The 25,923-nt window shown below is 41.2% G+C and carries 31 protein-coding genes; all 31 read left to right on the forward strand.

Annotated elements, in window-relative coordinates:
* Positions 1–10: 10 nt before the first annotated feature.
* The 31 genes from flgD to rseP all read left to right on the forward strand — a co-directional run bounded on the left by flgD (position 11) and on the right by rseP (position 25,896).
* Complete coding sequence (gene flgD / locus DCC82_RS07930; RefSeq protein WP_015863451.1) at positions 11–433, forward strand: flagellar hook assembly protein FlgD; 423 nt, start codon at positions 11–13, stop codon at positions 431–433.
* 20 nt (positions 434–453) lie between these two features.
* Positions 454–1,248, forward strand: a complete 795-nt coding sequence (gene flgG / locus DCC82_RS07935; RefSeq protein ID WP_097354732.1) for a flagellar basal body rod protein FlgG — start codon at positions 454–456, stop codon at positions 1,246–1,248.
* Positions 1,249–1,293: 45 nt separating this feature from the next.
* Positions 1,294–1,512 (forward strand): flagellar FlbD family protein, encoded by a 219-nt coding sequence (locus DCC82_RS07940; RefSeq protein WP_062753388.1) that lies wholly within the window; start codon positions 1,294–1,296, stop codon positions 1,510–1,512.
* Positions 1,509–1,934 (forward strand): flagellar basal body-associated protein FliL, encoded by a 426-nt coding sequence (gene fliL / locus DCC82_RS07945; protein ID WP_097354733.1) that lies wholly within the window; start codon positions 1,509–1,511, stop codon positions 1,932–1,934. The genes DCC82_RS07940 and fliL overlap by 4 nt, the downstream gene beginning before the upstream one ends.
* 30 nt (positions 1,935–1,964) lie before the next feature.
* On the forward strand, positions 1,965–2,969 hold the full coding sequence (fliM, locus tag DCC82_RS07950; RefSeq protein WP_062753386.1) for a flagellar motor switch protein FliM: 1,005 nt from the start codon (positions 1,965–1,967) through the stop codon (positions 2,967–2,969).
* Positions 2,959–4,161, forward strand: coding sequence for a flagellar motor switch phosphatase FliY (gene fliY, locus DCC82_RS07955; RefSeq protein ID WP_081188577.1), 1,203 nt, complete (start codon positions 2,959–2,961; stop codon positions 4,159–4,161). The genes fliM and fliY overlap by 11 nt, the downstream gene beginning before the upstream one ends.
* A gap of 22 nt (positions 4,162–4,183) precedes the next feature.
* The gene (locus DCC82_RS07960; protein WP_013401257.1) at positions 4,184–4,543 is read left to right on the forward strand and encodes a response regulator; all 360 of its coding nucleotides are present in this window, start codon (positions 4,184–4,186) and stop codon (positions 4,541–4,543) included.
* A 20-nt stretch (positions 4,544–4,563) separates the two neighbouring features.
* Positions 4,564–5,229, forward strand: coding sequence for a flagella biosynthesis regulatory protein FliZ (gene fliZ, locus DCC82_RS07965; protein ID WP_062753380.1), 666 nt, complete (start codon positions 4,564–4,566; stop codon positions 5,227–5,229).
* Entirely contained in the window at positions 5,222–5,890 is a 669-nt protein-coding gene (gene fliP / locus DCC82_RS07970; RefSeq protein ID WP_015863458.1) for a flagellar type III secretion system pore protein FliP, read from the forward strand. The genes fliZ and fliP overlap by 8 nt, the downstream gene beginning before the upstream one ends.
* 14 nt (positions 5,891–5,904) lie before the next feature.
* Positions 5,905–6,174 (forward strand): flagellar biosynthesis protein FliQ, encoded by a 270-nt coding sequence (fliQ, locus tag DCC82_RS07975; RefSeq protein WP_062678217.1) that lies wholly within the window; start codon positions 5,905–5,907, stop codon positions 6,172–6,174.
* Between the two features lie 6 nt (positions 6,175–6,180).
* Positions 6,181–6,954, forward strand: a complete 774-nt coding sequence (gene fliR / locus DCC82_RS07980; RefSeq protein WP_108430305.1) for a flagellar biosynthetic protein FliR — start codon at positions 6,181–6,183, stop codon at positions 6,952–6,954.
* Positions 6,955–8,037, forward strand: coding sequence for a flagellar biosynthesis protein FlhB (flhB, locus tag DCC82_RS07985; protein WP_108430306.1), 1,083 nt, complete (start codon positions 6,955–6,957; stop codon positions 8,035–8,037).
* A 19-nt stretch (positions 8,038–8,056) separates the two neighbouring features.
* Positions 8,057–10,096, forward strand: coding sequence for a flagellar biosynthesis protein FlhA (flhA, locus tag DCC82_RS07990; RefSeq protein WP_062753374.1), 2,040 nt, complete (start codon positions 8,057–8,059; stop codon positions 10,094–10,096).
* On the forward strand, positions 10,093–11,211 hold the full coding sequence (gene flhF / locus DCC82_RS07995) for a flagellar biosynthesis GTPase FlhF (RefSeq protein WP_015863463.1): 1,119 nt from the start codon (positions 10,093–10,095) through the stop codon (positions 11,209–11,211). The genes flhA and flhF overlap by 4 nt, the downstream gene beginning before the upstream one ends.
* Complete coding sequence (locus DCC82_RS08000) at positions 11,208–12,077, forward strand: MinD/ParA family protein (protein ID WP_015863464.1); 870 nt, start codon at positions 11,208–11,210, stop codon at positions 12,075–12,077. The genes flhF and DCC82_RS08000 overlap by 4 nt, the downstream gene beginning before the upstream one ends.
* Before the next feature lie 7 nt (positions 12,078–12,084).
* Positions 12,085–13,182 carry a protein-glutamate methylesterase/protein-glutamine glutaminase gene (locus DCC82_RS08005; RefSeq protein ID WP_015863465.1) on the forward strand — a complete coding sequence of 366 codons (1,098 nt, stop codon included), beginning with the start codon at positions 12,085–12,087 and terminating at the stop codon, positions 13,180–13,182.
* A complete protein-coding gene (locus DCC82_RS08010) occupies positions 13,148–15,175 on the forward strand; it encodes a chemotaxis protein CheA (protein WP_108430307.1) in 2,028 nt (675 codons plus the stop codon). Before DCC82_RS08005 ends, DCC82_RS08010 begins: the two co-directional genes overlap by 35 nt.
* 31 nt (positions 15,176–15,206) lie before the next feature.
* A complete protein-coding gene (locus DCC82_RS08015) occupies positions 15,207–15,644 on the forward strand; it encodes a chemotaxis protein CheW (RefSeq protein WP_015863467.1) in 438 nt (145 codons plus the stop codon).
* Positions 15,645–15,692: 48 nt separating this feature from the next.
* Positions 15,693–16,325, forward strand: a complete 633-nt coding sequence (locus DCC82_RS08020; RefSeq protein ID WP_081188613.1) for a chemotaxis protein CheC — start codon at positions 15,693–15,695, stop codon at positions 16,323–16,325.
* A 38-nt stretch (positions 16,326–16,363) separates the two neighbouring features.
* Positions 16,364–16,822 (forward strand): chemotaxis protein CheD, encoded by a 459-nt coding sequence (locus tag DCC82_RS08025; protein ID WP_171698686.1) that lies wholly within the window; start codon positions 16,364–16,366, stop codon positions 16,820–16,822.
* A 43-nt stretch (positions 16,823–16,865) separates the two neighbouring features.
* Positions 16,866–17,630, forward strand: a complete 765-nt coding sequence (locus DCC82_RS08030) for a FliA/WhiG family RNA polymerase sigma factor (protein ID WP_015863470.1) — start codon at positions 16,866–16,868, stop codon at positions 17,628–17,630.
* 21 nt (positions 17,631–17,651) lie between these two features.
* The gene (locus tag DCC82_RS08035) at positions 17,652–17,897 is read left to right on the forward strand and encodes a hypothetical protein (protein WP_062753366.1); all 246 of its coding nucleotides are present in this window, start codon (positions 17,652–17,654) and stop codon (positions 17,895–17,897) included.
* Between the two features lie 9 nt (positions 17,898–17,906).
* Positions 17,907–18,377 (forward strand): hypothetical protein, encoded by a 471-nt coding sequence (locus DCC82_RS08040; RefSeq protein ID WP_108430308.1) that lies wholly within the window; start codon positions 17,907–17,909, stop codon positions 18,375–18,377.
* A gap of 159 nt (positions 18,378–18,536) precedes the next feature.
* On the forward strand, positions 18,537–19,244 hold the full coding sequence (rpsB, locus tag DCC82_RS08045) for a 30S ribosomal protein S2 (protein WP_062678209.1): 708 nt from the start codon (positions 18,537–18,539) through the stop codon (positions 19,242–19,244).
* 165 nt (positions 19,245–19,409) lie between these two features.
* Positions 19,410–20,294 (forward strand): translation elongation factor Ts, encoded by an 885-nt coding sequence (gene tsf / locus DCC82_RS08050; RefSeq protein ID WP_015863474.1) that lies wholly within the window; start codon positions 19,410–19,412, stop codon positions 20,292–20,294.
* A gap of 155 nt (positions 20,295–20,449) precedes the next feature.
* Positions 20,450–21,172: a UMP kinase gene (gene pyrH / locus DCC82_RS08055; protein WP_015863475.1), complete on the forward strand. Its 723-nt coding sequence runs from the start codon at positions 20,450–20,452 to the stop codon at positions 21,170–21,172.
* Positions 21,173–21,174: 2 nt separating this feature from the next.
* Complete coding sequence (gene frr, locus DCC82_RS08060) at positions 21,175–21,732, forward strand: ribosome recycling factor (RefSeq protein ID WP_015863476.1); 558 nt, start codon at positions 21,175–21,177, stop codon at positions 21,730–21,732.
* A 143-nt stretch (positions 21,733–21,875) separates the two neighbouring features.
* Positions 21,876–22,652, forward strand: a complete 777-nt coding sequence (locus DCC82_RS08065; protein ID WP_015863477.1) for an undecaprenyl pyrophosphate synthase — start codon at positions 21,876–21,878, stop codon at positions 22,650–22,652.
* Positions 22,653–22,657: 5 nt separating this feature from the next.
* Entirely contained in the window at positions 22,658–23,452 is a 795-nt protein-coding gene (locus DCC82_RS08070) for a phosphatidate cytidylyltransferase (RefSeq protein WP_062678206.1), read from the forward strand.
* 20 nt (positions 23,453–23,472) lie between these two features.
* Complete coding sequence (gene dxr / locus DCC82_RS08075; protein ID WP_015863479.1) at positions 23,473–24,618, forward strand: 1-deoxy-D-xylulose-5-phosphate reductoisomerase; 1,146 nt, start codon at positions 23,473–23,475, stop codon at positions 24,616–24,618.
* Positions 24,619–24,636: 18 nt separating this feature from the next.
* Positions 24,637–25,896, forward strand: coding sequence for an RIP metalloprotease RseP (rseP, locus tag DCC82_RS08080; RefSeq protein WP_015863480.1), 1,260 nt, complete (start codon positions 24,637–24,639; stop codon positions 25,894–25,896).
* Positions 25,897–25,923 lie beyond the last annotated feature (27 nt).

Raw genomic sequence — 25,923 nt, forward strand, 5'->3', positions numbered from 1 at the left:
AGGGAAAAGCGTGACAAATGGAATTGATTCAAGTTTGCTGTTAGACAACTATAAGCCGCCCGAGCGGAAAACGGGAAATCAAATATTAGGAAAAGATGATTTTTTAAAAATTTTGCTTGTTCAATTGCAAAACCAAGATCCGTTAAATCCAATGGAAGATAAAGAGTTTATTGCGCAAATGGCGAGCTTTTCCTCTTTGGAACAAATGATCAATATTTCAAGCATGATCGAACAATTTATAAAAACACAACATGATCATGCCCTGCTTCGTTACAGCGAATGGATTGGCAAAAACGTTTATTGGCAAGAGGATGAAAACACAAAAAGCGGGATCGTTCAATCGGTGTCACAAAAAGATCAGCAAATTTTTCTAGAACTTGATAATGGCACAACGATCAAAGCGAGTCTTGTGGTGAAAGTGGAATCTAAATAAAGAAAGGGAGAGGAAACACAATGCTTCGTTCTATGTATTCGGGAATTGGCGCAATGAGAAATTTCCAAACAAAGCTGGATGTCATTGGGAATAACATCGCCAACGTCAATACATATGGATTTAAAAAAGGAAGAACGATTTTTAAAGATTTAGTAAGCCAGCAAATTGCAGGGGCAAGCGGTCCGACAGCAAACCGCGGCGGCGTAAACCCAAAACAAGTTGGTCTAGGATCCCAACTGGCAGCGATTGATACCGTCCATACGCAAGGAAGCTTGCAAACGACAGGACGTCCGTTAGATTTAGCGATTTCGGGAGACGGATTTTTCGTGCTTGGAGATAAGAATGGGGGAAATCATGTATACACAAGAGCTGGCAACTTTTATTTAGATAAAGACGGAAATATTGTCAATGCAGATGGATTGTATTTGCTAGGAATAGGAAATAAGCTCATTAACATTCCATCTAGTGCGGAAAGTTTTAGTATCGGTTCAGACGGTACGGTTAATTATATCGAAAACGGAAGTCTAAAACCTGCTGGACAAATACAATTAGCCAAATTTAACAATAATGACGGATTAGAAAAGGCAGGAGACAATCTTTTCAGACAAACAGCTAACTCTGGTACAGCAACTACAGGCGCTCCTGGTGCTAATGGAACTGGCACTATTGTCGCTGGTACGCTGGAAATGTCCAACGTCGATCTTGCGGAAGAGTTTACGGAAATGATTGTCGCGCAGCGCGGCTTCCAAGCGAATACGCGCATTATTACAACATCGGATGAAATTTTGCAAGAGCTTGTCAACTTGAAGAAATAGTAAAGGGGGGAGGGTACTAGCTGCCGTCTAGTACCCTGTGCATACATGATTACATTAACACGGCTAAATGGAAAAAAGTTTGTGTTAAATGCGATTTATATTGAACAAGTGGAAGCATTTCCCGATACAACGATTACGTTAACAAACGGAAAAAAGTTTGTCGTACGTGAATCCGTACAAGAGGTTATTCGATTGGCGAACGATTTTTATCGACAAGTTGCAGTGGTGCGCTTACCGGAAGGTTTAGGAGGATCGGAAACGTGAAAAGTAATGTAATAAAAACGATGGTAATTATACTTGTTATTATTGCTCTCATTGGCACCGTAGCTTTAATTGCTGTGATGAAACTAACCGAAGAAAAAGATCACAGCGCGCCAAGTGCCGATGAAATCGTGGCGTGCTCGATCGATATCCCAGAAATAACAACAAATTTAGCAGATGGACGTTATGTGAAAGTTTCCTTTAAAATTCAAGCAAACAGTGAAGAAGGAAAAGAAGAAGCGGCAAAACGCGATTTTCAAATTAAAAATATTATTATCGAAGAGCTTTCTGAAATGAAAGCGGAAAATTTTAAAGGAAAAAAAGGCATGACTGATTTAGAAGAACGTTTAAAACAACAAATTAACCAAATTATGCAAGAAGGAAGAGTGGAGCAAGTATATATTACCTCCTTTATCCTCCAATAGCTTGTACTTAAAAAGGGGGAAAACGAGCACATGACGACCGGTGAAGTATTATCACAAAGCGAAATAGACGCGCTGTTAGCGGCGCTGTCCGCGGGAGAAATGAGCGCGGAAGAATTAAAAAAAGAAGAAGAGGGAAAGCGCGTTAAAGTATATGATTTTAAGCGGGCGCTTCGTTTTTCGAAAGATCAAATTCGCAGTCTAACGCGCATTCATGAAAATTTTGCAAGATTATTAACTACCTTTTTCTCGGCGCAATTGCGTACATATGTGCAAATATCGGTGGCATCTGCCGACCAAATTCCGTATGAAGAGTTTATTCGTTCCATTCCGAAAATGACGATTTTAAACATCTTTGAAGTACCACCGCTCAATGGCCATATATTAATAGAAGTGAATCCAAATATCGCCTATGCGATGCTTGATCGTGTAATGGGCGGAAGAGGAACAAGTATGAATAAAGTAGATAATTTAACAGAAATTGAAACAAAAATTATGTCCAATTTATTTGATAAAGCTTTTTCCAATTTGCGTGATGCATGGGAATCGGTGGCAGAGATTGATCCTATTTTCACCGATTTTGAAGTAAATCCGCAGTTTTTGCAAATGATATCACCGAATGACACGGTTGTCGTTATTTCGTTAAACACACAAATTGGCGAGGCGAGCGGAATGATTAATATTTGTATACCACATGTTGTGCTAGAGCCGATTATTCCTAAGCTTTCCGTCCATTATTGGATGCAAACGCAGAAAAAAGAAAGTTTACCGGAAGAAACAAAAGCGATCGATAGGCGAATTCGCTTTGCAAAACTTCCTATTATTGCTGAGCTTGGAAGTGCAACGATTACCATTCAAGAATTTTTACAGCTGGAAGTCGGTGATGTTATTGAGCTCGATCAGTCCATTCATCAACCGCTTCTTATTAAAGTAGGGGATATTCCAAAATTTATTGGCCAGCCCGGAAAGCGAAATAAAAAGTTGGCGATACAAATTTTAGATACGTTTAAGGGGGAAGAAAATTACAATGATGAATGATGATATGTTATCCCAAGATGAAATTGATGCGCTGCTGCGCGGACCAGGCGAAAGTGATAAAATTCCGCAGCTAGATGATGTATTGTCGCCACTTGAGCAAGATGCGCTAGGGGAAATTGGCAACATTTCGTTTGGAAGCTCGGCAACAGCGCTTTCGATATTGTTAAATCAAAAAGTGGAAATTACGACCCCAAGCGTTTCGGTCATTGAACGAAAAAATGTAGCTGACGAGTTTCCATTACCGTATGTAGCGATTCAAGTAAATTATACAGATGGACTTTTAGGAACGAATCTGCTTGTTATTAAACAAGAAGATGCAGCTATCATTGCGGATTTAATGCTAGGTGGAGATGGAAAAAGTGCGGCTGATTTATTAGGAGAGATTCAATTAAGCGCTGTGCAAGAAGCAATGAACCAAATGATGGGATCGGCAGCGACATCGATGTCCACTATTTTCGGAAAACGTGTAGATATTTCTCCCCCAACCGTTCACTTGCTAGATGTCAAAGAAGGGGAAGGAATTGAATATTTGCCGGATGAAGACGTATTTATTAAAGTTTCTTTTCGGTTGAAAATTGGCAATTTAATTGATTCAAATATTATGCAATTATTGCCAGTTGATTTTGCGAAAGAACTTGTGCAACAGCTCCTTCATTCAACTAGTGAAACAGACTCTTCTAGCGGTGTGAAAGAAGCAGGGAAAGAAACCATTATGCAAGAAGCGGCGCTTTCTAAGCAATCAGTAACGGCTGAAACAATTGATACATCGCCGTCTTACGAACTTCCTAAAACGGAAAATTATGTTACACATGAAACAGCTCCTTCTCATCGCGATACAAATCATTTTGGGACGTATGCTAGAGCGGGAGAACGACAAATTCAATCGGTTGATTTTGCTGAATTTGAACCATCCCCGTCAGCGGATGCAGAAGTGAAAAATTTATCGCTTCTTCTTGATGTTCCGCTTCAAGTAACCGTCGAACTTGGTCGTACGAAACGTTCTGTTCAGGAAATTTTAAGTTTGTCATCAGGCTCTATTATCGAATTGGATAAATTAGCGGGAGAGCCTGTTGATATATTGGTGAACAATAAGTTAATTGCTAAAGGAGAAGTAGTTGTGATTGATGAAAATTTCGGTGTACGCGTCACCGATATTATCAGTCAAAGTGATCGCCTAAAAAGACTAAAATAATCATTTAGGAGGTTGATAGACAATGGCAAGAATATTGGTTGTTGATGATGCAGCGTTTATGAGAATGATGATTAAAGATATTTTAACAAAAAACGGACACGAAGTAGTGGCAGAAGCAGCCGATGGCTTGCAAGCGATTGAAAAATATAAGGAAACCCGTCCAGATATCGTAACGATGGACATTACCATGCCGGAGATGGATGGTATTACTGCATTAAAAGAAATTAAGAAAATTGACAGCAATGCAAAAGTTATTATGTGTTCAGCGATGGGGCAGCAAGCAATGGTGATTGATGCTATTCAAGCGGGAGCAAAGGATTTCGTTGTAAAACCATTCCAAGCTGACCGTGTCATTGAGGCGATTAATAAAACGCTTGGATAAATATAAGAGGTGGAACAAGTTTGTTTCGGTTACGAATCATTCCATTATTTTTATGTATCGTCATCACGATTGCTGCGCAAACAGGCTTTCCTGTTTTTGCGGAGCAATCGCCAACGGTGAATGAATGTTTGCAGCATCCTGACTTGTGCGAACAACAAACGGATTCGCATAAAAAAGTTACATCAACTCAAAAAGAGCAAGGTTCGCCTTTATCCGTTTGGGATGTCATTAAACTTATTGGGGCAACAGTGTTTGTACTTTTATTAATTTATGGATTGCTAAAATTTCTCCATCATCGCGGCCAGTTGTTTACTGGAAAAAAAGGAGTTATTGAGCATCTTGGTGGGACAAGCGTTGGAACAAATCGTTCGGTCCAATTAATAAAAGTAGGAAATCGCATTCTTGTGATTGGAGTTGGCGAATCGATTCAACTATTGCGAGAAATCGATGATGAAAAAGAGATAGAAGAAATTTTGGCGCTGCATCATGAACGATTGCAGCAAATGTTAGAACCAAGCAAATGGGGTGCTCGTCTGCACGATTACTTAACAGAGAAACGAAAACAGACAAGTGATCGTCATGATTCGTTCCGCGATATGTTTTTAAAAGAAATGCAGGAGCTGTCAGTCAAGCGGAAAGAATTATTGAAGCAGGTCAAACGGAAAGGAACGACATCCGATGAATGAATTTGTGCAAATGTTTAACCAAGTCGCTCCTGAAAATGTCTCTATGTCTGTAAAACTATTATTATTATTAACTGTATTGTCCATCGCTCCTGGCATTTTAATTATGATGACATGCTTTACACGCATCGTTATCGTTTTATCGTTCGTTCGCACATCGCTTGGAACGCAGCAAATGCCGCCAAACCAAGTGCTGGTCGGTTTAGCGCTATTTTTAACGTTTTTCATTATGGCCCCGACTTTTAAAGAGATAAACGACCAAGCGTTGCAACCATTGTTTTCAGAAAAAATTAGTTTAGAGCAAGCGTATGAACGTGCTTCTGTACCGATAAAAGAGTTTATGAGCAAACATACACGGCAAAAAGATTTGGCTTTATTTTTGTCCTATAGCGGTGCAGAAAAACCGAAATCCGTACAAGATATCCCGCTTACGACGCTTGTTCCGGCATTTGCGATCAGCGAAATAAAAACGGCGTTTCAAATGGGATTTATGATTTTTATTCCGTTTCTTGTCATCGATATGATCGTTGCAAGTGTCTTGATGTCGATGGGAATGATGATGCTGCCGCCTGTGATGATTTCATTGCCGTTTAAAATTTTATTGTTTGTCCTTGTTGATGGATGGTATTTAGTCGTGAAATCTTTGTTAGAAAGCTTTCAGTAAAGTAGGTGGCAAAAATGAGTGCCGATTTTGTCATTCATATGGCGGAGCGGGGAGTGTATATGATTTTAATCGTGTGCGGTCCGCTTCTCTTATTGGCTCTTGCCGTTGGACTGATTGTCAGCATTTTTCAAGCAACAACGCAAATTCAAGAGCAGACGCTTGCATTTGTGCCCAAAATTGTTGCGGTATTAATCGGACTTATTTTTTTCGGGCCTTGGATGTTATCGAGAATGGTGTCCTATGCATATGAGATTTTTAATAACTTAACAAAATTTATAGGCTGATGAGTGATGGAGCAATTATTATTACATTTTCCAGCATTTTTGCTCGTTTTTGCGCGGGTCGCTTCCTTTTTTGCGACATTGCCGCTGTTTTCGTATCGAACGATTCCAGCGGTACATAAAATCGGGCTATCCTTTTTTCTAAGTTGGATGATGTTTTTGGCCATTTCTAAACCGGCAATCCCCTTAGACGGAATGTATGTGCTGCTAGTAGTTAAAGAAGTGCTTGTCGGTCTTTTTATAGGTCTATTTGCCTATATGATTGTGTCGGCGATTCAAATCGTTGGCGGGCTGATTGATTTTCAAATGGGGTTTGCCATTGCCAATGTCATCGATCCGCAAACGGGTGCGCAAAGCCCGCTAGTGGGGCAATATCTTTATACGTTTGCTTTATTGTTGTTGCTCTCAGTCGATGGACATCATTTGCTGCTAGATGGAGTATTTTACAGTTATCGTTTTATCCCGCTTGATCATTGGCCGCATTTTGACCACGGCCATGTCGCTAAATACATTGTCAAATCGTTTAGCACGATGTTTATTATTGCTTTTCAAATGTCGGTTCCACTTGTTGGCTCCTTATTTTTAGTCGATGTTGCGCTTGGAATTGTTGCCCGCACCGTACCGCAGCTTAATATTTTCGTTGTCGGTTTTCCAGTAAAGATTGCTGCGGCGTTTATATTATTGATTGTAACGATGGCAACGCTGTTTATCGCTGTCCGCCATTTGTTCGACATGATGTTTTTGGCGATGCGTGAGCTGATGAAGCTTTTAGGAGGCACATAAATGAATGAGTTGCGCCTTGATTTACAATTTTTCGCCGGCGAAAAAACGGAGAAAGCGACGCCTAGAAAGCGGCAAGAAGTGCGAGAAAAAGGACAAGTTGCCAAAAGTGCCGACATCAATACAGCGATTGTGATGCTTGTTGTTTTTCTTGTTTTGTACTTCTTAGGAACTTTTTATAAAGAAAAGCTTTTGCACTTCATGTATCAATCTTTCGAACAATATGCACGAGTTGATTTAACCATTGACTCGGTTCACCGTCTTTCTATCACTTGGCTGAAAAATATGGCGATGCTCGTTGCACCCATTTTTTTCGCGGCAGTCATCGCCGCTTGTTTAGCCAATTTTTTGCAAGTCGGTTTTTTGTTTACGACAGAACCGTTGAAAATGAAATGGAATAGGCTTGATCCCGTTCAAGGGTTTAAGCGAATGATATCGCTGCGAGCGATTGTAGAACTCTTAAAATCGCTTTTAAAAATCAGTGTTGTCGGACTTGTTACGTTTGCATTGTTATGGTTTCAGATTGATCATATTTTGTCGTTAACAACGAAATCAATAAGCACGACATTAAGCTCGTTAGCTAGTTTAACGGCAAAAATGGGGCTTTATGCTTCTTCAGCGCTGTTGTTTCTCGCCATTTTTGATTATTTATATCAACGCTTTGACTTTGAAAAAAATATTCGAATGTCAAAACAAGATATTAAAGACGAATACAAAAAAACAGAGGGCGATCCATTAATTAAATCAAAGATCAAGCAAAAGCAGCGGGAAATGGCGATGAGGCGGATGATGCAAGAGGTTCCGAAAGCCGACGTTGTCATAACGAACCCAACGCATTATGCGGTAGCACTAAAGTACGAGGACGGAAAAATGGATGCACCGATGGTTGTGGCAAAAGGTGTCGATTATGTTGCGCTAAAAATCAAGCAACTAGCAAAAGAGCATGATGTCGTGACGGTAGAAAATCGTCCGCTTGCCCAGGCGCTTTATCGGCAAACGGAAGTTGGCGATATGATTCCGGAAGAGTTTTTTAAAGCGGTAGCCGAAATTTTAGCGTACGTGTACCGCTTGAAACGAAAAGTTTAGCAGTAAGGAGAGAACGTGTATGCAAGCAAGAGATTTATCGGTATTATTGATGGTTGTTTTAATTGTAGCAATGCTCATTATCCCGCTGCCGTCATGGCTGTTAAGTGTATTAATTATTATTAATATTTCGCTTGCGCTATTAGTTCTCCTTACGGCGATGAATATGAAAGAGCCGCTGCAATTTTCGATTTTTCCGTCCCTTTTATTACTTCTTACACTATTTCGGTTAGGGTTAAACGTTTCTACGACACGTTCGATTTTAAGTAAAGGAGAAGCAGGCGGGGTTGTGGAAACGTTTGGTACGTTTGTTGTTGGCGGCAATGTGGTCGTCGGCTTCGTTGTGTTTTTGATTTTAATTATTATCCAGTTTGTCGTCATTACAAAAGGCGCTGAACGTGTATCAGAAGTAGCGGCACGCTTTACGCTCGATGCGATGCCCGGGAAACAAATGAGCATTGACGCTGATTTAAATGCAGGAATGATTTCGGAACAAGAAGCGCGGCAGCGCCGTGAAAAAATTGCTCAGGAAGCGGACTTTTATGGGGCGATGGATGGAGCGAGCAAATTTGTAAAAGGCGATGCTATTGCCGGGATGATTATTGTCGTCGTTAATATGCTTTTTGGCATGGTGATTGGCGTTGTTCAGCAGGGGCTTGATGTTTCTGAGGCGGCACAGCGCTACACGTTATTAACCGTTGGGGATGGAATTGTTAGTCAAATTCCGGCATTATTAATTTCAACAGCTACGGGAATTGTCGTGACAAGAGCCGCATCCGATAGCAATCTCGGCGGCGACATTATGAAGCAGTTGTTTGCATTTCCAAAAATGTTATATGTGACGGCGGGAACGATTTTCTTGTTAGGCCTGTTCACACCGATTAATGATGTGCTTACGATTCCGATTGCCGGTCTGCTTGCGCTTGGCGGATATCGTTTTTCCACACAGACGGCCCGTCAAGAAGCAGCGCCTTCGCAAGAAGAAACGAAAGAAACGGAAATGGACGAATTAAAAAGTCCGGAAAGTGTTATTAGCCTACTGAATGTGGATCCGATTGAGTTTGAGTTTGGTTATGCCCTTATTCCGCTTGCCGATGCGAATCAAGGCGGGGATTTGCTTGATCGGATTGTCATGATTCGCCGGCAGCTAGCCCTAGAGCTAGGGTTAGTCATTCCAGTTGTTCGTATACGTGATAATATTCAACTTCAGCCAAATGAGTATCGTTTAAAAATTAAAGGGAATGAAGTGGCGCGCGGTGAACTGCTCTTAGATCATTATTTAGCGATGAGCCCAGGAATCGAAGATGATTCCATTGAGGGAATTGACACTGTGGAGCCGGCATTTGGACTTCCTGCCAAATGGATTTCCGAAGATATGAAAGATCGGGCGGAAATGTTGGGCTATACGGTCGTTGATCCGCCGTCTGTCGTTTCTACACATATTACAGAAGTGTTAAAAGCCCATGCTTATGAATTGTTAGGGCGTCAGGAAACGAAGCAGCTTATCGATCATTTGAAAGAATCGTATCCGGTATTAGTGGAAGAAGTGACGCCGAATCCACTTTCGATCGGTGAAGTGCAAAAAGTACTAGCGAAACTATTAAAAGAAAAAGTATCGATTCGCAATTTGCCGCTCATTTTTGAAACACTGGCAGATTTTGCCCGCATGACAACGGATACAGACATATTAACCGAATATGTGAGGCAAGCGTTAGCAAGGCAAATTACGAATCAATATGTCATTCCGGGAGAGCCGTTAAAAGTAATTACATTATCAGGAAAAGTGGAAAAAACGATTGCCGATGCGGTACAACAGACTGAACATGGAAGCTATCTATCGCTGGATCCGGAAAGGTCGCAGTCGATTATTGAAGCGATTGCCGCACAGCTTGAACAGCATCCGTTTGCGAATCAGACGCCGATTTTGCTTTGTTCCCCTGCTGTTCGTATGTATGTGCGGCAATTGACGGAACGATATTTTCCAAACTTGCCGATTTTATCTTACAACGAGCTTGAAGCAAATGTGGAAGTTCAAAGCGTTGGGATGGTGGATATAGCATGAAAGTAAAGAAATTTGTTGCACCGTCGATGCCGGAAGCAATGAAAATGATTCGTGCGGAACTTGGGAGCGATGCGGTGATTTTAAATTCAAAAGTGGTTCGTAAAGGCGGATTTTTGGGGTTATTTACAAAAAAAAATATCGAGGTGATTGCCGCTGTCGACTCGCAGCCTGTTCGCCAAAGATTAGAAAGAAAAAAAGAAACGGCTCCGTTTCTTGCCGAGAAAAAACAGAACAAAGATGCGGAGTTGCTTCATGAACTAAAAGAGTTAAAAACGATGTTAAAACAGCTCTCGACAAACGTCACCACCGGCTTTTCCCATTATCCGAAACCGCTTAGAGAAGTGCATTACCGGCTAGTACGACAAGAAATTTCTGCTCCGCTTGCGCAAGAAATCATGGCTGATTTGCTTGAGAAATGGTATAAAAGTGGCGGAAAAGCGGCAGAAAAGCAGGTGTTTGCCTGGGCCAAAGAAATCGTGAAGGAAAAATTGTCGCCGCTTCCGTTCGGCGGAATTTCCTTTCAGAAAAAATATATTAATGTTGTTGGGCCAACAGGGGTAGGAAAAACGACGACATTAGCCAAAATTGCGGCGCGCTGCGTTTTGGAGCATGGAAAAAACATTGCATTTATTACGACAGACACGTATCGGATTGCAGCCATCGATCAACTGAAAACGTATGCCAACATTTTAAATGTACCTCTTGAAGTTTGCTATAATTTGCAAGATTTTCACGAAGCAAAGAAAAAACTGTCCGATCGCGATGTAGTATTTATTGATACAGCGGGACGAAATTTCCGTCATTTACAATATGTAAAAGATTTGCGAAATATGATCGATTTTAATGAAGAAATGGAAACGTTTCTCGTATTTGCGCTAACGGCAAAATACGAGGATATGAAAACGATTTATGAACAGTTTTCTCTCATTCCGATTGATCGCTTCATCTTTACAAAGTTAGATGAAACAACTCATTACGGTGCGATGTTTAATTTAATGATGGAATATAAAGTAGGAGCTGCTTATTTAACAAATGGCCAAAACGTTCCTGACGATATGATGGAAGCATCGGTTGAACAAATGATGAATATGTTGTTTGGAGTCGAACGAACATGAGAGATCAAGCAGAAAGCTTACGGTTGCGATTAAATAGACGAAATGAACAAAGTGCGACAAAAGCGATTGCAATCACTAGCGGGAAAGGTGGGGTCGGTAAATCCAACGTCTCACTCAACTTTTCGATTATGTTATCCAAACGAGGCTTTCGGGTATTGTTGCTTGACATGGACATTGGAATGGGAAACATCGATATTTTGCTCGGTCAATCGTCTCATGCGACGGTAATTGACTTGTTTTATGAGCGGTTTTCGTTATATGAGCTGATTAAAAATGGTCCGGAAAATATTTCGTTTATTGCTGGAGGAACAGGACTAGCAAACATATTTACAATGGACGAAGAAAAAGTAGATTTCTTTTTAACGCAGCTGCAATTGGTGTCGGAACAATACGACTATCTTATTTTCGATATGGGAGCGGGGATTTCCGAAGATCGTCTTCGTCTTTTAAAGGCGGTCCATGAAATTTTTATCGTCACGACACCGGAGCCGACAGCGATGACAGATGCGTATGCGATGATGAAGTATGTTCATATGCAAGAAAAGAATATTCCGTTTTATGTCATTGTGAATCGAGCCCAGACCGATCAAGAAGGACGAGATACGTTGCGTCGATTAAAAAGTGTGGCAAAACAATTTCTTAATAAGGATATTATTCCGTTGGGCGTTTTGCCGGAAGACCGCTCTGTCTATAAGGCAGTAGTGCGGCAAACACCGTTTTTACTGTTCGACCCGGCTTCGAAAATTAGCCGTGCAATGTATATGCTAACGGATCGTTATTTGTCAGCGCGGGCAATGGATGAAGAAAGAGTCCAGCGATCGTTTAACTTCTTTGCTAGATTGCGGCATTTCCTTTTAGAAAGGTAGAGAATACATGAACAAAGTGAAAGTGCTCGTTGTAGATGACTCGGCTTTTATGCGAAAGTTTATTACCGATCTTCTTTCCGAAAACCCGCAAATCGAAGTAGTAGGAGCGGCTAGAAACGGCAAAGAAGCACTAAAAAAGGTTTCTCTGCTAAATCCGGATGTCGTTACATTAGATGTCGAAATGCCGATTATGAATGGGATTGATGCGCTTAAACAAATAATGAAAGAACATCCGCTTCCTGTTGTAATGTTATCCAGCACGACGACAGAAGGTGCAAAAAATACGATTATCGCCATGCAATATGGGGCGATCGACTTTGTTGCAAAACCGTCCGGGGAGATTTCGCTTGATTTATATAAAGTGAAAGAAGAACTAATAAACAAAGTGCTGCTAGCAAGTCGTGCCAATGTACGGGTAATATCCAAAGACAATGCCAGTGAAATAATAATGAATCCGATGTATGACAAGCGGGCACATCAGCGCAAAAAAATCGTTTGTATTGGGACATCAACGGGAGGCCCCCGCGCTTTACAGCAAGTGTTAACGAGATTGCCAGAAAATATTGCTGCACCAATTATGATCGTTCAACATATGCCAAAAGGATTTACAAAATCATTGGCACAAAGGCTTGATTCACTTTCACAAATTACCGTAAAAGAGGCAGAAGATGGGGAAACGTTGCAAAATGGCACTGCTTATATTGCGCCTGGCGGGTTTCATTTATTAGTACGTGAATCAAATGGGTCGCTTACGGCATGCGTGGAACAGTCGCCGCCACGAAATGGCCATCGTCCATCTGTTGATGTGCTGTTTGAATCGATAAGCGCATTAACGGGCTATGAAAAAATTGCAGTCATTATGACAGGAATGGGTTCAGACGGAACAGCAGGATTAAAAAAATTAAAAGAAAATGGAAACACCAAAGTAATCGCTGAAGCACAGGAAACAGCGGTCGTGTTCGGGATGCCGAGAGCAGCGATTCAAGCAAATGTAGTAGATTCGATCGTGCCTTTAGAACAAATTGCAGAAATGATTGTCAAATATGTAGAAGGGCAAGGGGGAAAAGGCGATGGACATGAGCCAATATTTGGAAGTGTTCATTGAAGAAAGTAAAGAGCATTTACAAGCAATCAATGAACAGTTGCTAGAATTGGAAAAAGCACCTGAAGACATGTCGATTGTAAACGAGATTTTCCGTTCAGCACATACGTTGAAAGGAATGTCTGCAACGATGGGGTTTGAAGATTTAGCAAATTTGACCCATCAAATGGAAAATGTGCTTGACGGCATTCGCAACCATAAAATTACCGTTACCCCAGAAATATTAGATGTTGTTTTTCAGGCAGTGGATCATTTAGAAGCGATGATTATGTCCATTGCGGAAGGCGGCGATGGCAAGCGTGATGTAAAAGAAGTAGTCGATCAATTAAAACGTATTGAACAAGGAGAGTCACCGACTAAATTAGGAACGGAACAGACTAGTTCTTCTAATATATCACTTACCCAAACTTACGGAGAATTTGAGTACAATGTGCTGCAACAATCAAAAGAGCAAGGCTTTTTTGCGTATGAAATACGCGTTAAATTACGAGCTGACTGTTTATTAAAATCTGCACGCGTGTTTATGATATTTGAAGCATTAAACGAAGCAGGCGAAGTGATTAAATCAAACCCTCCTGTAGAGATGCTTGAGGAGGAGAAGTTTGATCGGGAATTCATTGTCACCGTTGTAACGAAAAAATCAGCAGAAGAATTATATGAGCGGATAATGAAAGTTTCCGAAGTGGAAGAAGTGGACGTAGCACTATTCGATATAGATGAGCGGAAGAAAACAAACGATGTCGAAGTTGTTCAGGAAGAAACAATGCAACAACAAGCAGCAACCGTCGAGAAAGAACAGCGTCCGAAAAGCGTTGAGGCAAATGCAGCGACAAAACAATCGATATCAGCAAATAAAACGATCCGCGTTAATATCGAACGACTCGATATGTTAATGAATTTATTTGAGGAGCTTGTCATTGACCGCGGGCGTTTGGAGCAAATTTCCCGCGAATTAAATCATCCGGAACTTCATGAAACGGTGGAACGAATGTCGCGCATTTCAAGCGATTTACAAAACATTATTTTAAATATGCGCATGGTGCCGGTAGAAACGGTCTTTAACCGCTTCCCGCGCATGGTTCGTCAGTTGGCGCGCGAATTAGGGAAAAAAGTAAAGCTAGAAATCATCGGGGCGGAAACAGAGCTTGATCGCACGGTTATTGATGAAATCGGTGATCCGCTTGTTCACCTTCTCCGCAATGCAATTGACCATGGCATTGAAACACCAGATGTGCGTCGGGCAAACGGCAAACCGGAAGAAGGAACGGTAAAATTAAAAGCGTATCATAGCGGTAATCATGTGTTTATTGAAATAGAGGACGATGGTGCCGGCATTAATCGTGATAAAGTGTTGCAAAAAGCGATGGATAAGGGAATTATTTCCCAGCAAAACGCCGCTAATTTAACGGATAGGCAAGTGTATGAGCTTATTTTTGCTCCTGGTTTTTCGACGGCAGACAAAATTTCTGATATTTCTGGACGCGGAGTTGGGCTTGATGTTGTCAAAAGCACGATCGAATCGCTTGGTGGTGCGGTGACAGTGGATTCCGAGGAAGGAAAAGGATCCATTTTTTCGATTCAACTGCCGTTAACATTGTCCATTATTTCAGTGCTGCTTGTTGAAATTCAACAAGAAAAATATGCTATTCCATTATCATCCATTATTGAGACAGCGATCATTAAGAAAGAAGATATTTTCCATGCGCATAATCAGCGAGTCATTGATTTCCGTGGAAAAGTTGTCCCGCTTGTATTCTTAAAAGAAATTTTTGAAGTACCAACTATATCGGAAGAGAAAGAATTTGTTTCCGTGGTCATCGTTCGCAAAGGGGAAAAAATGGCGGGCCTTGTTGTTGATTCCTTTATTGGGCAACAGGAAGTCGTTTTAAAATCATTAGGAAACTATTTAACTTCTGTATTTGCTATTTCCGGTGCCACCATATTAGGGGATGGGCAAGTAGCGCTTATTATCGACTGCAATGCGTTAATTAAATAATAGTGGTTTTAATTGGAAGGAGGAATGTAAGATGGTTGACGTTCAAGAGTCGGAATGGAAAGTGATTGTTTTTCAACTAAAAAATGAAGAATATGCACTCCCTGTTCAATACGTTCGTTCCATCGAAAAAATTCAACATATTACTCGAGTTCCGCGTACGGCGCATTATGTGAAAGGAGTTATTAATTTACGTGGTGTAGTAACACCGATTATTGACTTGAGAGAACGATTTGGTTTTCCTTCTTCCCCTTATTCCGAACAAACGCGCATTATTATTGTTGCGCTTCAAGATATAGAAGTTGGGTTGATTGTCGATGCTGCTAACGATGTGCTTGATATACCCGCGTCAAGCATCGAACCGCCTCCAGAAGCGATTGGTGCTGTGGAAGTGGATTATATTCATGGGGTAGCAAAGGTAGGAAAAAGATTGCTTATTTTGCTCAATTTAGAGAAAGCGTTGGAAACATAATGCCATTGTCGGGAAAGCTTTGCTTTTATCGAGAGGAGTTACAAAATGATGGAACATATCAACAAATTAAGTGGCACCCATATTGATATTTTAAAAGAAATCGGCAATATCGGAGCAGGGAATGCAGCAACAGCCTTATCAAAACTATTAAATAAAAAAATTGAAATGGCTGTTCCATATGTTCAAATTGCTACATTTGATGAAGTAATGGAGCTTATTGGCGGTGCGGAACAAGTAGTAGCATGTGTGTATTTGAGGATTGAAGGAGATGCTCCGGGAAATATGTTTTTTGTACTTTCATTGGCACAGGCAGAGCGGTTTATACGTCAAATGACGGGGGATGAGACGTTTACGTTTGATTCACATCCATCAGAACTAGGACAATCAGCGCTGCAAGAGCTAGGAAATATACTTGCCGGTTCCTATCTTTCGGCACTGGCTGACTTTACTAATTTGACATTTTATCCATCTGTTCCGATGCTAACCGTTGATATGATTGGCGCTATTTTGCAATATGGGTTATTGGAATTGTCTCGCGTTGGTGATTATGCGATTCTTATTGATACCGCTTTGTATGATGAACGCCGTCCAGAAGATAGTGTCAATGGGCATTTCTTCTTGCTTCCTGATCCAGATTCGTTCGCTTCCATTTTTCGCGCATTAGGTGTGGATCTTCCGTGAGCGAAACCATTCATGTAGTAAAAGTTGGCATTGCCGATATGAAGGTGGTTCATGCGCCAAATTTAATTCGAACATCTGGATTAGGATCATGTGTCGGCGTCGTCATTTTTGACCAATGGAAGGAAGTGGCGGGACTTGCGCATGTGATGCTTCCTGATTCTTCGCTTTCGAGATCGGAAACAATGAACGTAGCCAAATATGCAGATACAGCGATCGAAGCGTTAATAGAACTCGTTGTTCAGGCGGGAGGAAGAAAAGGGATGCTAAAAGCAAAAATGGCCGGTGGAGCGCAAATGTTTTCTTTTCCTTCCAAAAGTACGGATATGATGCGAATTGGAGCAAGGAATGTCGAAGCAGTTAGGCAGCAGTTGAACCGGTTTCATATTCCGATCGTTGCCGAAGATGTTGGCGGCAACAGCGGACGAACGATCGAATTTAATCCGAAAACGGCCATTTTATCGATTCGTACAGTGAATCAAGGGACGAAAGAAATATGAGAGAAATAACAGCGGCATTTTGAAAAAGATGAGGTGGAATCACATGGCGAACGTTTTAACGAGCGAAGAACGCAAATATTGGGATCGTTGGATATATCACCGTGACCCGCAAGCCGGAGATAAGCTCGTGCAAACATATATGCCGCTTGTTCATTATCATGTTCAACGAATAGCCGCGTCGTTGCCAAAAACTATAAGTAAACAAGAATTAATAAGTCTTGGATTAATGGGGCTTTACGACGCGCTCGAAAAGTTTGATCCCTCCCGTGATTTAAAATTTGATACGTACGCCTCATTTCGGATTCGCGGCGCCATTTTCGATGGGCTGCGCAAAGAAGATTGGCTTCCGCGCAGCGTAAGGGAAAAGGCGAAAAAAATTGAGGAAACGATCGAAAAGCTGGAGCAGCGGTATATGCGGTCTGTTACAGCAAAAGAAGTTGCCGATGAACTAGGGATCACAGAAGAGGAAGTATATATGGCAGTAAATGAGAACTTTTTTGCCAACGTCTTATCTTTTCAACATGTTATTACGGAAAACAAGGAAGAAGAAAACGCGCTTCTAGCCATTCGTGATGAAAAAACACCTTCTCCGGAGGAAGAAGTTTTAAAGCAGGAATTGTATGAGAAATTGGCAGAAGTAATCCAGCAGCTAAGTGAAAAAGAGCAGCTTGTTATTAGTTTGTTTTATAAAGAAGAACTTACTTTTACCGAAATTGGAGAAATTTTAGGACTTTCCACATCAAGAATTTCCCAGCTTCATTCAAAAGCCATTTTTAAGCTGCGCAAAATTCTAGAACAAGCGCTTTAGCTTAAAAGGAAGTGGGGACATATGGATATCAAATTAATCGAATTACAAATAGCGTTCCCAAAAACGTACGATGCTGGAAAAATTCAAAATGCTTTGCATCATCACGCACAGCTTATGCAATCGCAGCTTGCTGAAGCGACAAAAAAACAAGAGGAGCGAGCGCGGAGGCAAGTGACAGAAAAGCGAACAAGCGCCAATATTTGCCGGGAACAAAACAATAAAAATATCCATCCATATAAAGGAAAAATCATTGATATGATAGGATAGAGGGATGCGATGATTGCATTTTTACTTGTTGTCAGTTTTATTCTTCATGCGCTTTCATTGTTCGTTATTATTTTGCTTTATTTACAATTATCGAAAGTGAAAGAAACAGAAAAACGTCAGCAACAAATGGCTGAGGAGATGGAACAAACGTTTTCTGCATATTTATTGGAGTGGAAGGAAGAAAACGAGCGTTTTCTAAAAGAGCTGACCGACATGCTGACCAATCGCACTAAGGCTGATAGAAAGCAATCTCCTCCCAAAGCCGATGCAACATCGACAAAAGAAGAAGCGCTGCCTAACTATTTTCCAAACGTTGACGATGTGAAAGACATCGTTGATATACGTCATCAAGCTATGCCTTCGCTTGTCGAAGAGGCATGGCAGCTTTTCGAACAAGGAAAAACGATTGAAGAAATCGCTAAAATTCTAAAAAAAGGAAAAACGGAAATCGAGTTATTATTAAAATTTCGCCAAAAGTAGGCTAACAATTGCTTGATTGTCACATGCAGTTATGATATATTTTTACATGGTGTGAATACACACGCCCATCGATTTAAGCAACGGTGCTGACGCTGTCAGTCTTGCTTAAAAATGACGTGGGCGGAGGAATAAAAACCAAGCAAATAGGAGGATCTTGCAATGTCAGTTATTTCTATGAAACAATTGCTTGAAGCTGGTGTTCATTTCGGACATCAAACTCGCCGTTGGAATCCAAAAATGAAAAAATATATTTTCACAGAACGCAACGGCATTTATATTATCGACTTACAAAAAACCGTCAAAAAAATGGAAGAAGCATATAATTTCGTAAAAGAATTAGCAGCAAACGGCGGTAAAATTTTGTTTGTCGGTACGAAAAAACAAGCGCAAGAGTCTGTGAAAGAAGAAGCAGAACGTTGCGGCATGTTCTATGTGAATCAACGTTGGTTAGGTGGTACATTAACAAACTTTGCAACGATTCAAAAACGTATTAAACGTTTAAAAGAAATCGAAAAAATGGCGGAAGACGGCACATTTGACGTACTTCCGAAAAAAGAGGTTATTCGCATAAAGAAAGAACAAGAGCGCCTAGAAAAGTTTTTAGGCGGCATTAAAGAAATGAAAGAATTGCCGGACGCATTGTTCGTAATCGATCCGCGCAAAGAGCGCATTGCTGTTGCAGAAGCGCGCAAATTAAACATCCCGATTATCGGTATCGTTGATACAAACTGCGATCCGGATGAAATTGACTATGTCATTCCAGCAAACGACGATGCGATTCGCGCGGTAAAACTTCTTACTTCGAAAATCGCTGATGCGGTGTTAGAAGGAAAACAAGGCGAAGAAGCAGTTGTTGCTGCTGAGTAACTTGTTTAGGAAAGGTGATAAGAGGGGGAAAGCCTTTTATCACCTTTTTTTGAGACAGAAAATGGCCGTAGTTGGCTATACTAATTACGGGAGAGAGCAAAATTAGCTTCCGCCGATTTTGCTTGAACGATACATATATGCGAGTTTAAAGGAGGATTTTTATTTATGGCGATTACAGCACAAATGGTAAAAGAATTGCGTGAAAAAACAGGCGCGGGGATGATGGATTGCAAAAAAGCGCTCACAGAAACAAACGGTGATATGGAAAAAGCGATCGATTGGCTTCGCGAGAAAGGGATCGCCAAAGCGGCGAAAAAAGCGGATCGTATTGCTGCGGAAGGAATGACGCTGGTCGAAGTCGACGGCAACACGGCTGTTATTTTAGAAGTGAACTCTGAAACGGACTTTGTTGCGAAAAACGAAGCGTTCCAAACGTTAGTAAAAGAACTTGCTGCACACTTGTTAAAACATAAACCAGCTACGTTGGAAGAAGCGCTTGGACAAACAATGGATAACGGGGCAACAGTTCAAGAACATATTAATGCTGCAATTGCAAAAATTGGTGAAAAAATCACGTTGCGTCGTTTTGAAATTGTGGAAAAAGGAGAAAATGATGTTTTCGGTGCGTATTTGCACATGGGAGGCCGCATCGGCGTATTAACATTATTAGCAGGTTCGGCAAACCAAGAAGTAGCGAAAGATGTGGCAATGCATATCGCTGCATTGCATCCGAAATACGTTTCTCGCGACCAAGTGCCGCAAGAAGAAATTAATCGCGAACGCGAAGTATTGAAACAGCAAGCATTAAATGAAGGAAAACCGGAACATATCGTTGAAAAAATGGTAGAAGGCCGTTTAAACAAATTTTATGAAGATATTTGCTTGCTAGAACAAGCATTTGTGAAAAACCCAGATGTAAAAGTCCGTCAATATGTTGAATCTAACGGCGCGACAGTGAAAACATTTATCCGTTATGAAGTTGGCGAAGGTATGGAAAAACGCCAAGATAACTTTGCTGAAGAAGTAATGAATCAAATGAGAAAGCAATGAATGAAGTCCATAGGGAACACACGCCGTGTTCCCTATTTTTAAAAATAGAACGTTACAACGCTTAGCTTGACAGGAAGCAATGTGGCATTTTCTTTGCGATGTTTCCTTGGAAATAAACGTTTTTTCGCTTTTAATTAGCTGCATGGAGGTTTGACATGGAAAAGCCAAAGTATAAGCGAGTTGTATTAAAATTAAGCGGTGAAGCGTTAGCTGGTGAACAAGGATTTGGTATTAATCCTTCGATCATTCAATCCATTGCAAAACAAGTAAAAGAAGTCGCCGAACTCGGTGTTGAGATTGCGATCGTCGTCGGCGGCGGCAATATATGGCGCGGAAAAACGGGAAGCGAGATGGGAATGGATCGCGCCACAGCGGACTATATGGGAATGCTTGCAACAGTGATGAATTCGCTTGCTCTCCAAGATAGCCTTGAAAATCTCGGTGTTGAAACGAGAGTGCAAACATCGATTGAGATGCGGCAAGTGGCTGAACCTTACATACGAAGAAGAGCGATCCGTCATTTGGAGAAAAAACGTGTCGTTATTTTTGCGGCAGGAACAGGAAATCCATATTTTTCAACCGATACGACTGCCGCATTACGTGCTGCTGAAATTGAAGCAGACGTTATTTTAATGGCAAAAAATAACGTTGACGGTGTATATAGCGCTGATCCGAAAATCGATGAAAACGCGGTAAAATATGATGAAGTATCCTATTTAGAGGTTATTAAACAAGGATTAGGCGTGATGGACTCCACTGCTTCATCGTTATGTATGGATAACGATATTCCGTTGATTGTTTTCTCCATTATGGAAGAAGGCAATATAAAACGTGCCGTTCTTGGTGAAAATATAGGAACAATCGTAAGGGGGAAATAAATATGGTACAACAAATTATCAATACTGCAAAGGAAAAAATGGACAAAGCTGTTCAAGCGTTCACTCGTGAGCTTGCGACCATTCGCGCAGGAAGAGCAAACCCGAGTTTATTAGAAAAAGTAACAGTTGATTATTACGGCATGCCTACACCAATTATCCAGCTGGCAAGCATCAGTGTTCCGGAAGCGCGGCTGCTTGTCATTCAGCCGTATGATAAATCGGTGATCAAAGATATCGAAAAAGCCATTTTATCTTCTGATTTAGGATTAACGCCATCCAACGATGGGTCAGTCATTCGCATCACCATTCCGCCATTAACAGAAGAACGTCGCCGCGAGCTAGTGAAGCTTGTCAAAAAATATTCGGAAGATGCGAAAGTTGCTGTTCGTAACATCCGCCGTGATGCAAATGATGAGTTGAAAAAGCTTGAGAAAAACGGGGAAATTACTGAAGACGAATTGCGCGGTTATACAGATGATGTTCAAAAGCTTACCGATGACCATATCGCAAAGATTGATGCGATTACGAAAGAGAAAGAAAAAGAAGTTATGGAAGTGTAATGAAACAGGAAAGACCCTCTATATACATGGAGGGTTTTTTTGTTATAATGAAAAAGCAAATGAGACAGAGAGTTAAAATAGCTGTTTTGAAACTAGCTAGCCGCATGGCACATTAATAATAAAAATCAATACGGAGGACTAGTATGTTTAATAAAATTTGGAAAAATAAGGAGGATGTGTCGTCCTCTTCTCTTGTTTACACAAAAGAAGAAATAATGCAAAATCCGATCCCGAAACATGTCGCCATCATTATGGATGGAAACGGGCGATGGGCGAAAAAACGCGCATTGCCGCGGGCGGCAGGCCATTATGAAGGCATGCAAGTCGTTCGCAAAATTACTCGTTTTGCCAACGAACTTGGCATTAAAATATTATCATTATATGCATTTTCAACAGAAAATTGGAAGCGTCCGAAAAGCGAAGTAGATTATTTAATGAAGCTTCCAGAGCAATTTTTAACGACATTTCTTCCTGAATTGGCAGAGGAGAATGTCAATGTTCGCGTGATTGGCCATATCGAACGGCTTCCAGAGCATACACGGCGGGCGGTAGAAAGAGCCATTGACGAAACAAAGGAAAATACAGGGTTGATTCTTAATTTTGCTTTAAACTACGGAAGCCGTGCGGAAATTACATATGCGATGCAACAAATTGCCAAAGAAGTGCAAAAAGGCTGGTTATCTCCAGAGGAAATTACGGAAGAATTAGTGTCTTCCTATTTAATGACAAAGGATTTAACAGATCCGGATTTACTCATCCGTACAAGCGGAGAAATACGTTTAAGCAATTTTATGTTATGGCAGCTCGCTTACACTGAATTTTGGTTTACCGATGTGTTATGGCCAGATTTTACAGAGCAACATTTATTAGAAGCGATTGCTGCTTTTCAAAAGCGTAATCGCCGGTTTGGAGGAGTTTAAACAAGATGAAGCAACGGATCATTACTGGAGTCATTGCCGCCGCACTGTTTTTACCGATTGTTATTTTTGGCGGATTTCCGTTTATAATAGTAACATATATATTGGCAACGATTGGGCTGTTTGAATTATTGCGCATGAAACGTCTTCGCGTGTTTTCTAAAGAAGGAATCATTGGTTTCCTGATTTTATGGGGGCTTCTTATTCCAAAAGCCTACACCAATTGGCTCGAGTCCTTCAATATAACGAAAGTCGAATTATTAGTAGTTGCCGTATTATTGTTGCTTATATATACGGTGGTGACAAAAAACGCATTTACATTTGAAGAAGCAGGATTTATATGTTTATCCATTCTTTATGTTGGCTTCGGGTTTTATTATTTCATGGAAACCCGCTTTATTGGTTTAGCGTATATGGTTTATGCTTTATTTACCATATGGGCGACAGATACGGGAGCGTATTTTATCGGTCGAGCATGGGGAAAACGCAAGCTTTGGCCGGAAATTAGCCCGAATAAAACCGTAGAAGGCTCGATTGGCGGAATTGTTTGTGCGGTTGTTGTTGCCATTATATATCAACTATGTACAAACCTTTTTGACAGTTTTGCCCTTTTAATTGTGATGACGATTGTTCTTTCCATATTTGGTCAATTAGGGGATTTAGTCGAATCCGCATTTAAACGGCATTATGGCGTGAAAGATTCAGGAAATATTTTGCCGGGTCATGGCGGTATTTTGGACCGCTTTGATAGTTTATTATTCATTTTGCCGATTTTACACTTTTTCATCAATGCAGCGTTATAAGGGAGTTAGGAGTGAAGGAATTGAAATATATTAGTATATTAGGGGCGAGTGGTTCCATCGGCACCCAGACGTTGGATATTATTCGTTCCCATCCAGATGAGTTTCAATTGACAGCAATATCGATTGGAAAAAATGTGGACATGGCGCGAGCGATTATTGAAGAGTTTGCTCCTCGGCTTGTCGCTGTTGCTGAGGCGGACGCTTATGAGAAGCTTCGCAGCGAATACGCAGGAAAAGTGAAAATCGTGTTTGGCGAGGAGGGATTAATTGAAGCAGCGGCTTTCCCAGAGACGGATATCGTTGTGACAGCCGTTGTTGGAAGCGTAGGTCTTGTTCCGACACTAAGAGCTATTGAAGCAGGCAAAACGATTGCATTAGCGAACAAAGAAACACTTGTAACAGCAGGGCATATTGTAACAGCAGCCGCTAAAAAACACGGCGTTTCTTTATTGCCAGTTGACAGCGAACACTCGGCAATTTTTCAATGTTTACAAGGAGAAAAACGAAACCGTGTGGAAAAAATTATTTTAACAGCCTCCGGCGGCAGCTTCCGTGATAAAACAAGGGAAGAATTAAAAAACGTAACAGTGGAAGAAGCGTTGCGCCATCCGAACTGGTCGATGGGAGCAAAAATTACGATTGACTCGGCGACAATGATGAACAAAGGGTTAGAAGTTATTGAGGCGCATTGGCTTTTCGAGTTGCCATATGAGCAAATTGATGTGTTATTACATCGTGAAAGCATCATTCATTCGCTCGTTCAATTCCGTGATACAAGCGTGATCGCCCAGCTCGGAACGCCAGATATGCACGTACCGATTCAATATGCTTTAACATACCCTGAACGCTTGCCGCTAGCCAATGCGAAACCGCTTGACTTAGCAGAAATTAGCACATTACACTTTGAGCGGGTAGACTTTGAGCGTTTTCGTTGTTTACAATTAGCATATGAAGCAGGAAAAGCGGGCGGGTCGTTGCCAACGGTGTTGAACGCAGCGAATGAAGAGGCAGTTTCCGCCTTTTTGCAAGGCCGTATCGCATTTTTAACTATTGAGGAATATATTGAACGTGCACTAGAGCGGCATGAATTCGTAAATGAACCATCGCTGGAGGAGATTCGTGAAATTGATGCGGAAACCCGCCGGTACGTTCGGTCACTACTATAAAAAAAGGTGGTTGAAACATTGGAAACGATCATTGCGTTTATTGTGATTTTCGGTGCGCTTGTGTTTTTCCACGAACTTGGCCATTTGATTTTCGCTAAGCGCGCGGGAATTTTATGCCGTGAATTTGCCATCGGCTTCGGTCCAAAAGTATTTTCATTTAAGAAAAACGAAACCGTATATACGATTCGTTTGCTCCCATTAGGTGGTTTTGTCCGCATGGCCGGTGAAGACCCGGAAATGATCGAAATTAAACCTGGGCAAGTCGTCGGATTAGAACTAGATCGCGATGGCAACGTTGACAAAATTATTGTCAACCATAAAGACGACTATCCAAATGCGAAAATAATTGAAGTAGAACAAGCAGATTTAGAACATCAGATGTACATTACCGGCTATGTGGATCAAAATGAAGATCGCCTCGAACGATTTTCCGTGAACGAGCCAGCCTTTTTCGTCGTCGACCATCAAGAAATTCAAATTGCTCCGTATCATCGTCAATTTGCCGCGAAAACGTTAGGGCAACGGACGATGGCGATTTTAGCAGGACCGCTTATGAATTTTGTGTTGGCATTTGTTGTATTTTTGTTAATCGGATTGCTTCAAGGATATCCGGTTGACAAACCGATAATCGGCGAACTGACAAAAGACGGCGCGGCAAAAGAAGCGGGCCTCAGGCAAGGTGACATCGTTCTTTCGATCGATGACGAACCGGTCAAGACGTGGACGCAAGTCGTTGATATTATTCGTGCCCATCCAGAAGAGGAATTGCTTTTTAAAATACAACGGAATGGAAAAATTATGGATATTACGGTAACGCCTGACGCGAAAACAGTACAAGGAGAAACGATTGGTCTTATTGGTGTGTACGGGCCTATGGAAAAATCGGTTTTCGGCTCATTAAAACAAGGAGTCATTGAAACGTATTATTGGACGAAAGAAATTCTTGTTGGTCTCGGACAGTTAGTCACTGGTCAATTTAAGCTCGATATGCTATCGGGACCGGTTGGCATTGCCGTTTCAACTGGAAAAGTGGCAGAATCGGGAATTTACTATTTAATGAAGTGGGGAGCGATTTTAAGCATTAACCTTGGTATTGTCAACTTATTGCCGCTTCCTGCGCTTGATGGTGGGCGATTGCTCTTTTTCGCCATCGAAGCGCTGCGTGGCAAACCGATTGACCGCCAAAAAGAAGGAATGGTTCATTTTATCGGTTTTGCCCTTTTAATGCTATTAATGCTTGTTGTTACATGGAATGACATTCAAAAGTTTTTCCTATGAAAAGTGAAGGAAAGATGGGAAGTCTTC

Source organism: Geobacillus sp. LYN3, from assembly GCF_003064505.1.
In the GTDB taxonomy this organism is placed as follows: Bacteria; Bacillota; Bacilli; order Bacillales; family Anoxybacillaceae; genus Parageobacillus_B; species Parageobacillus_B toebii.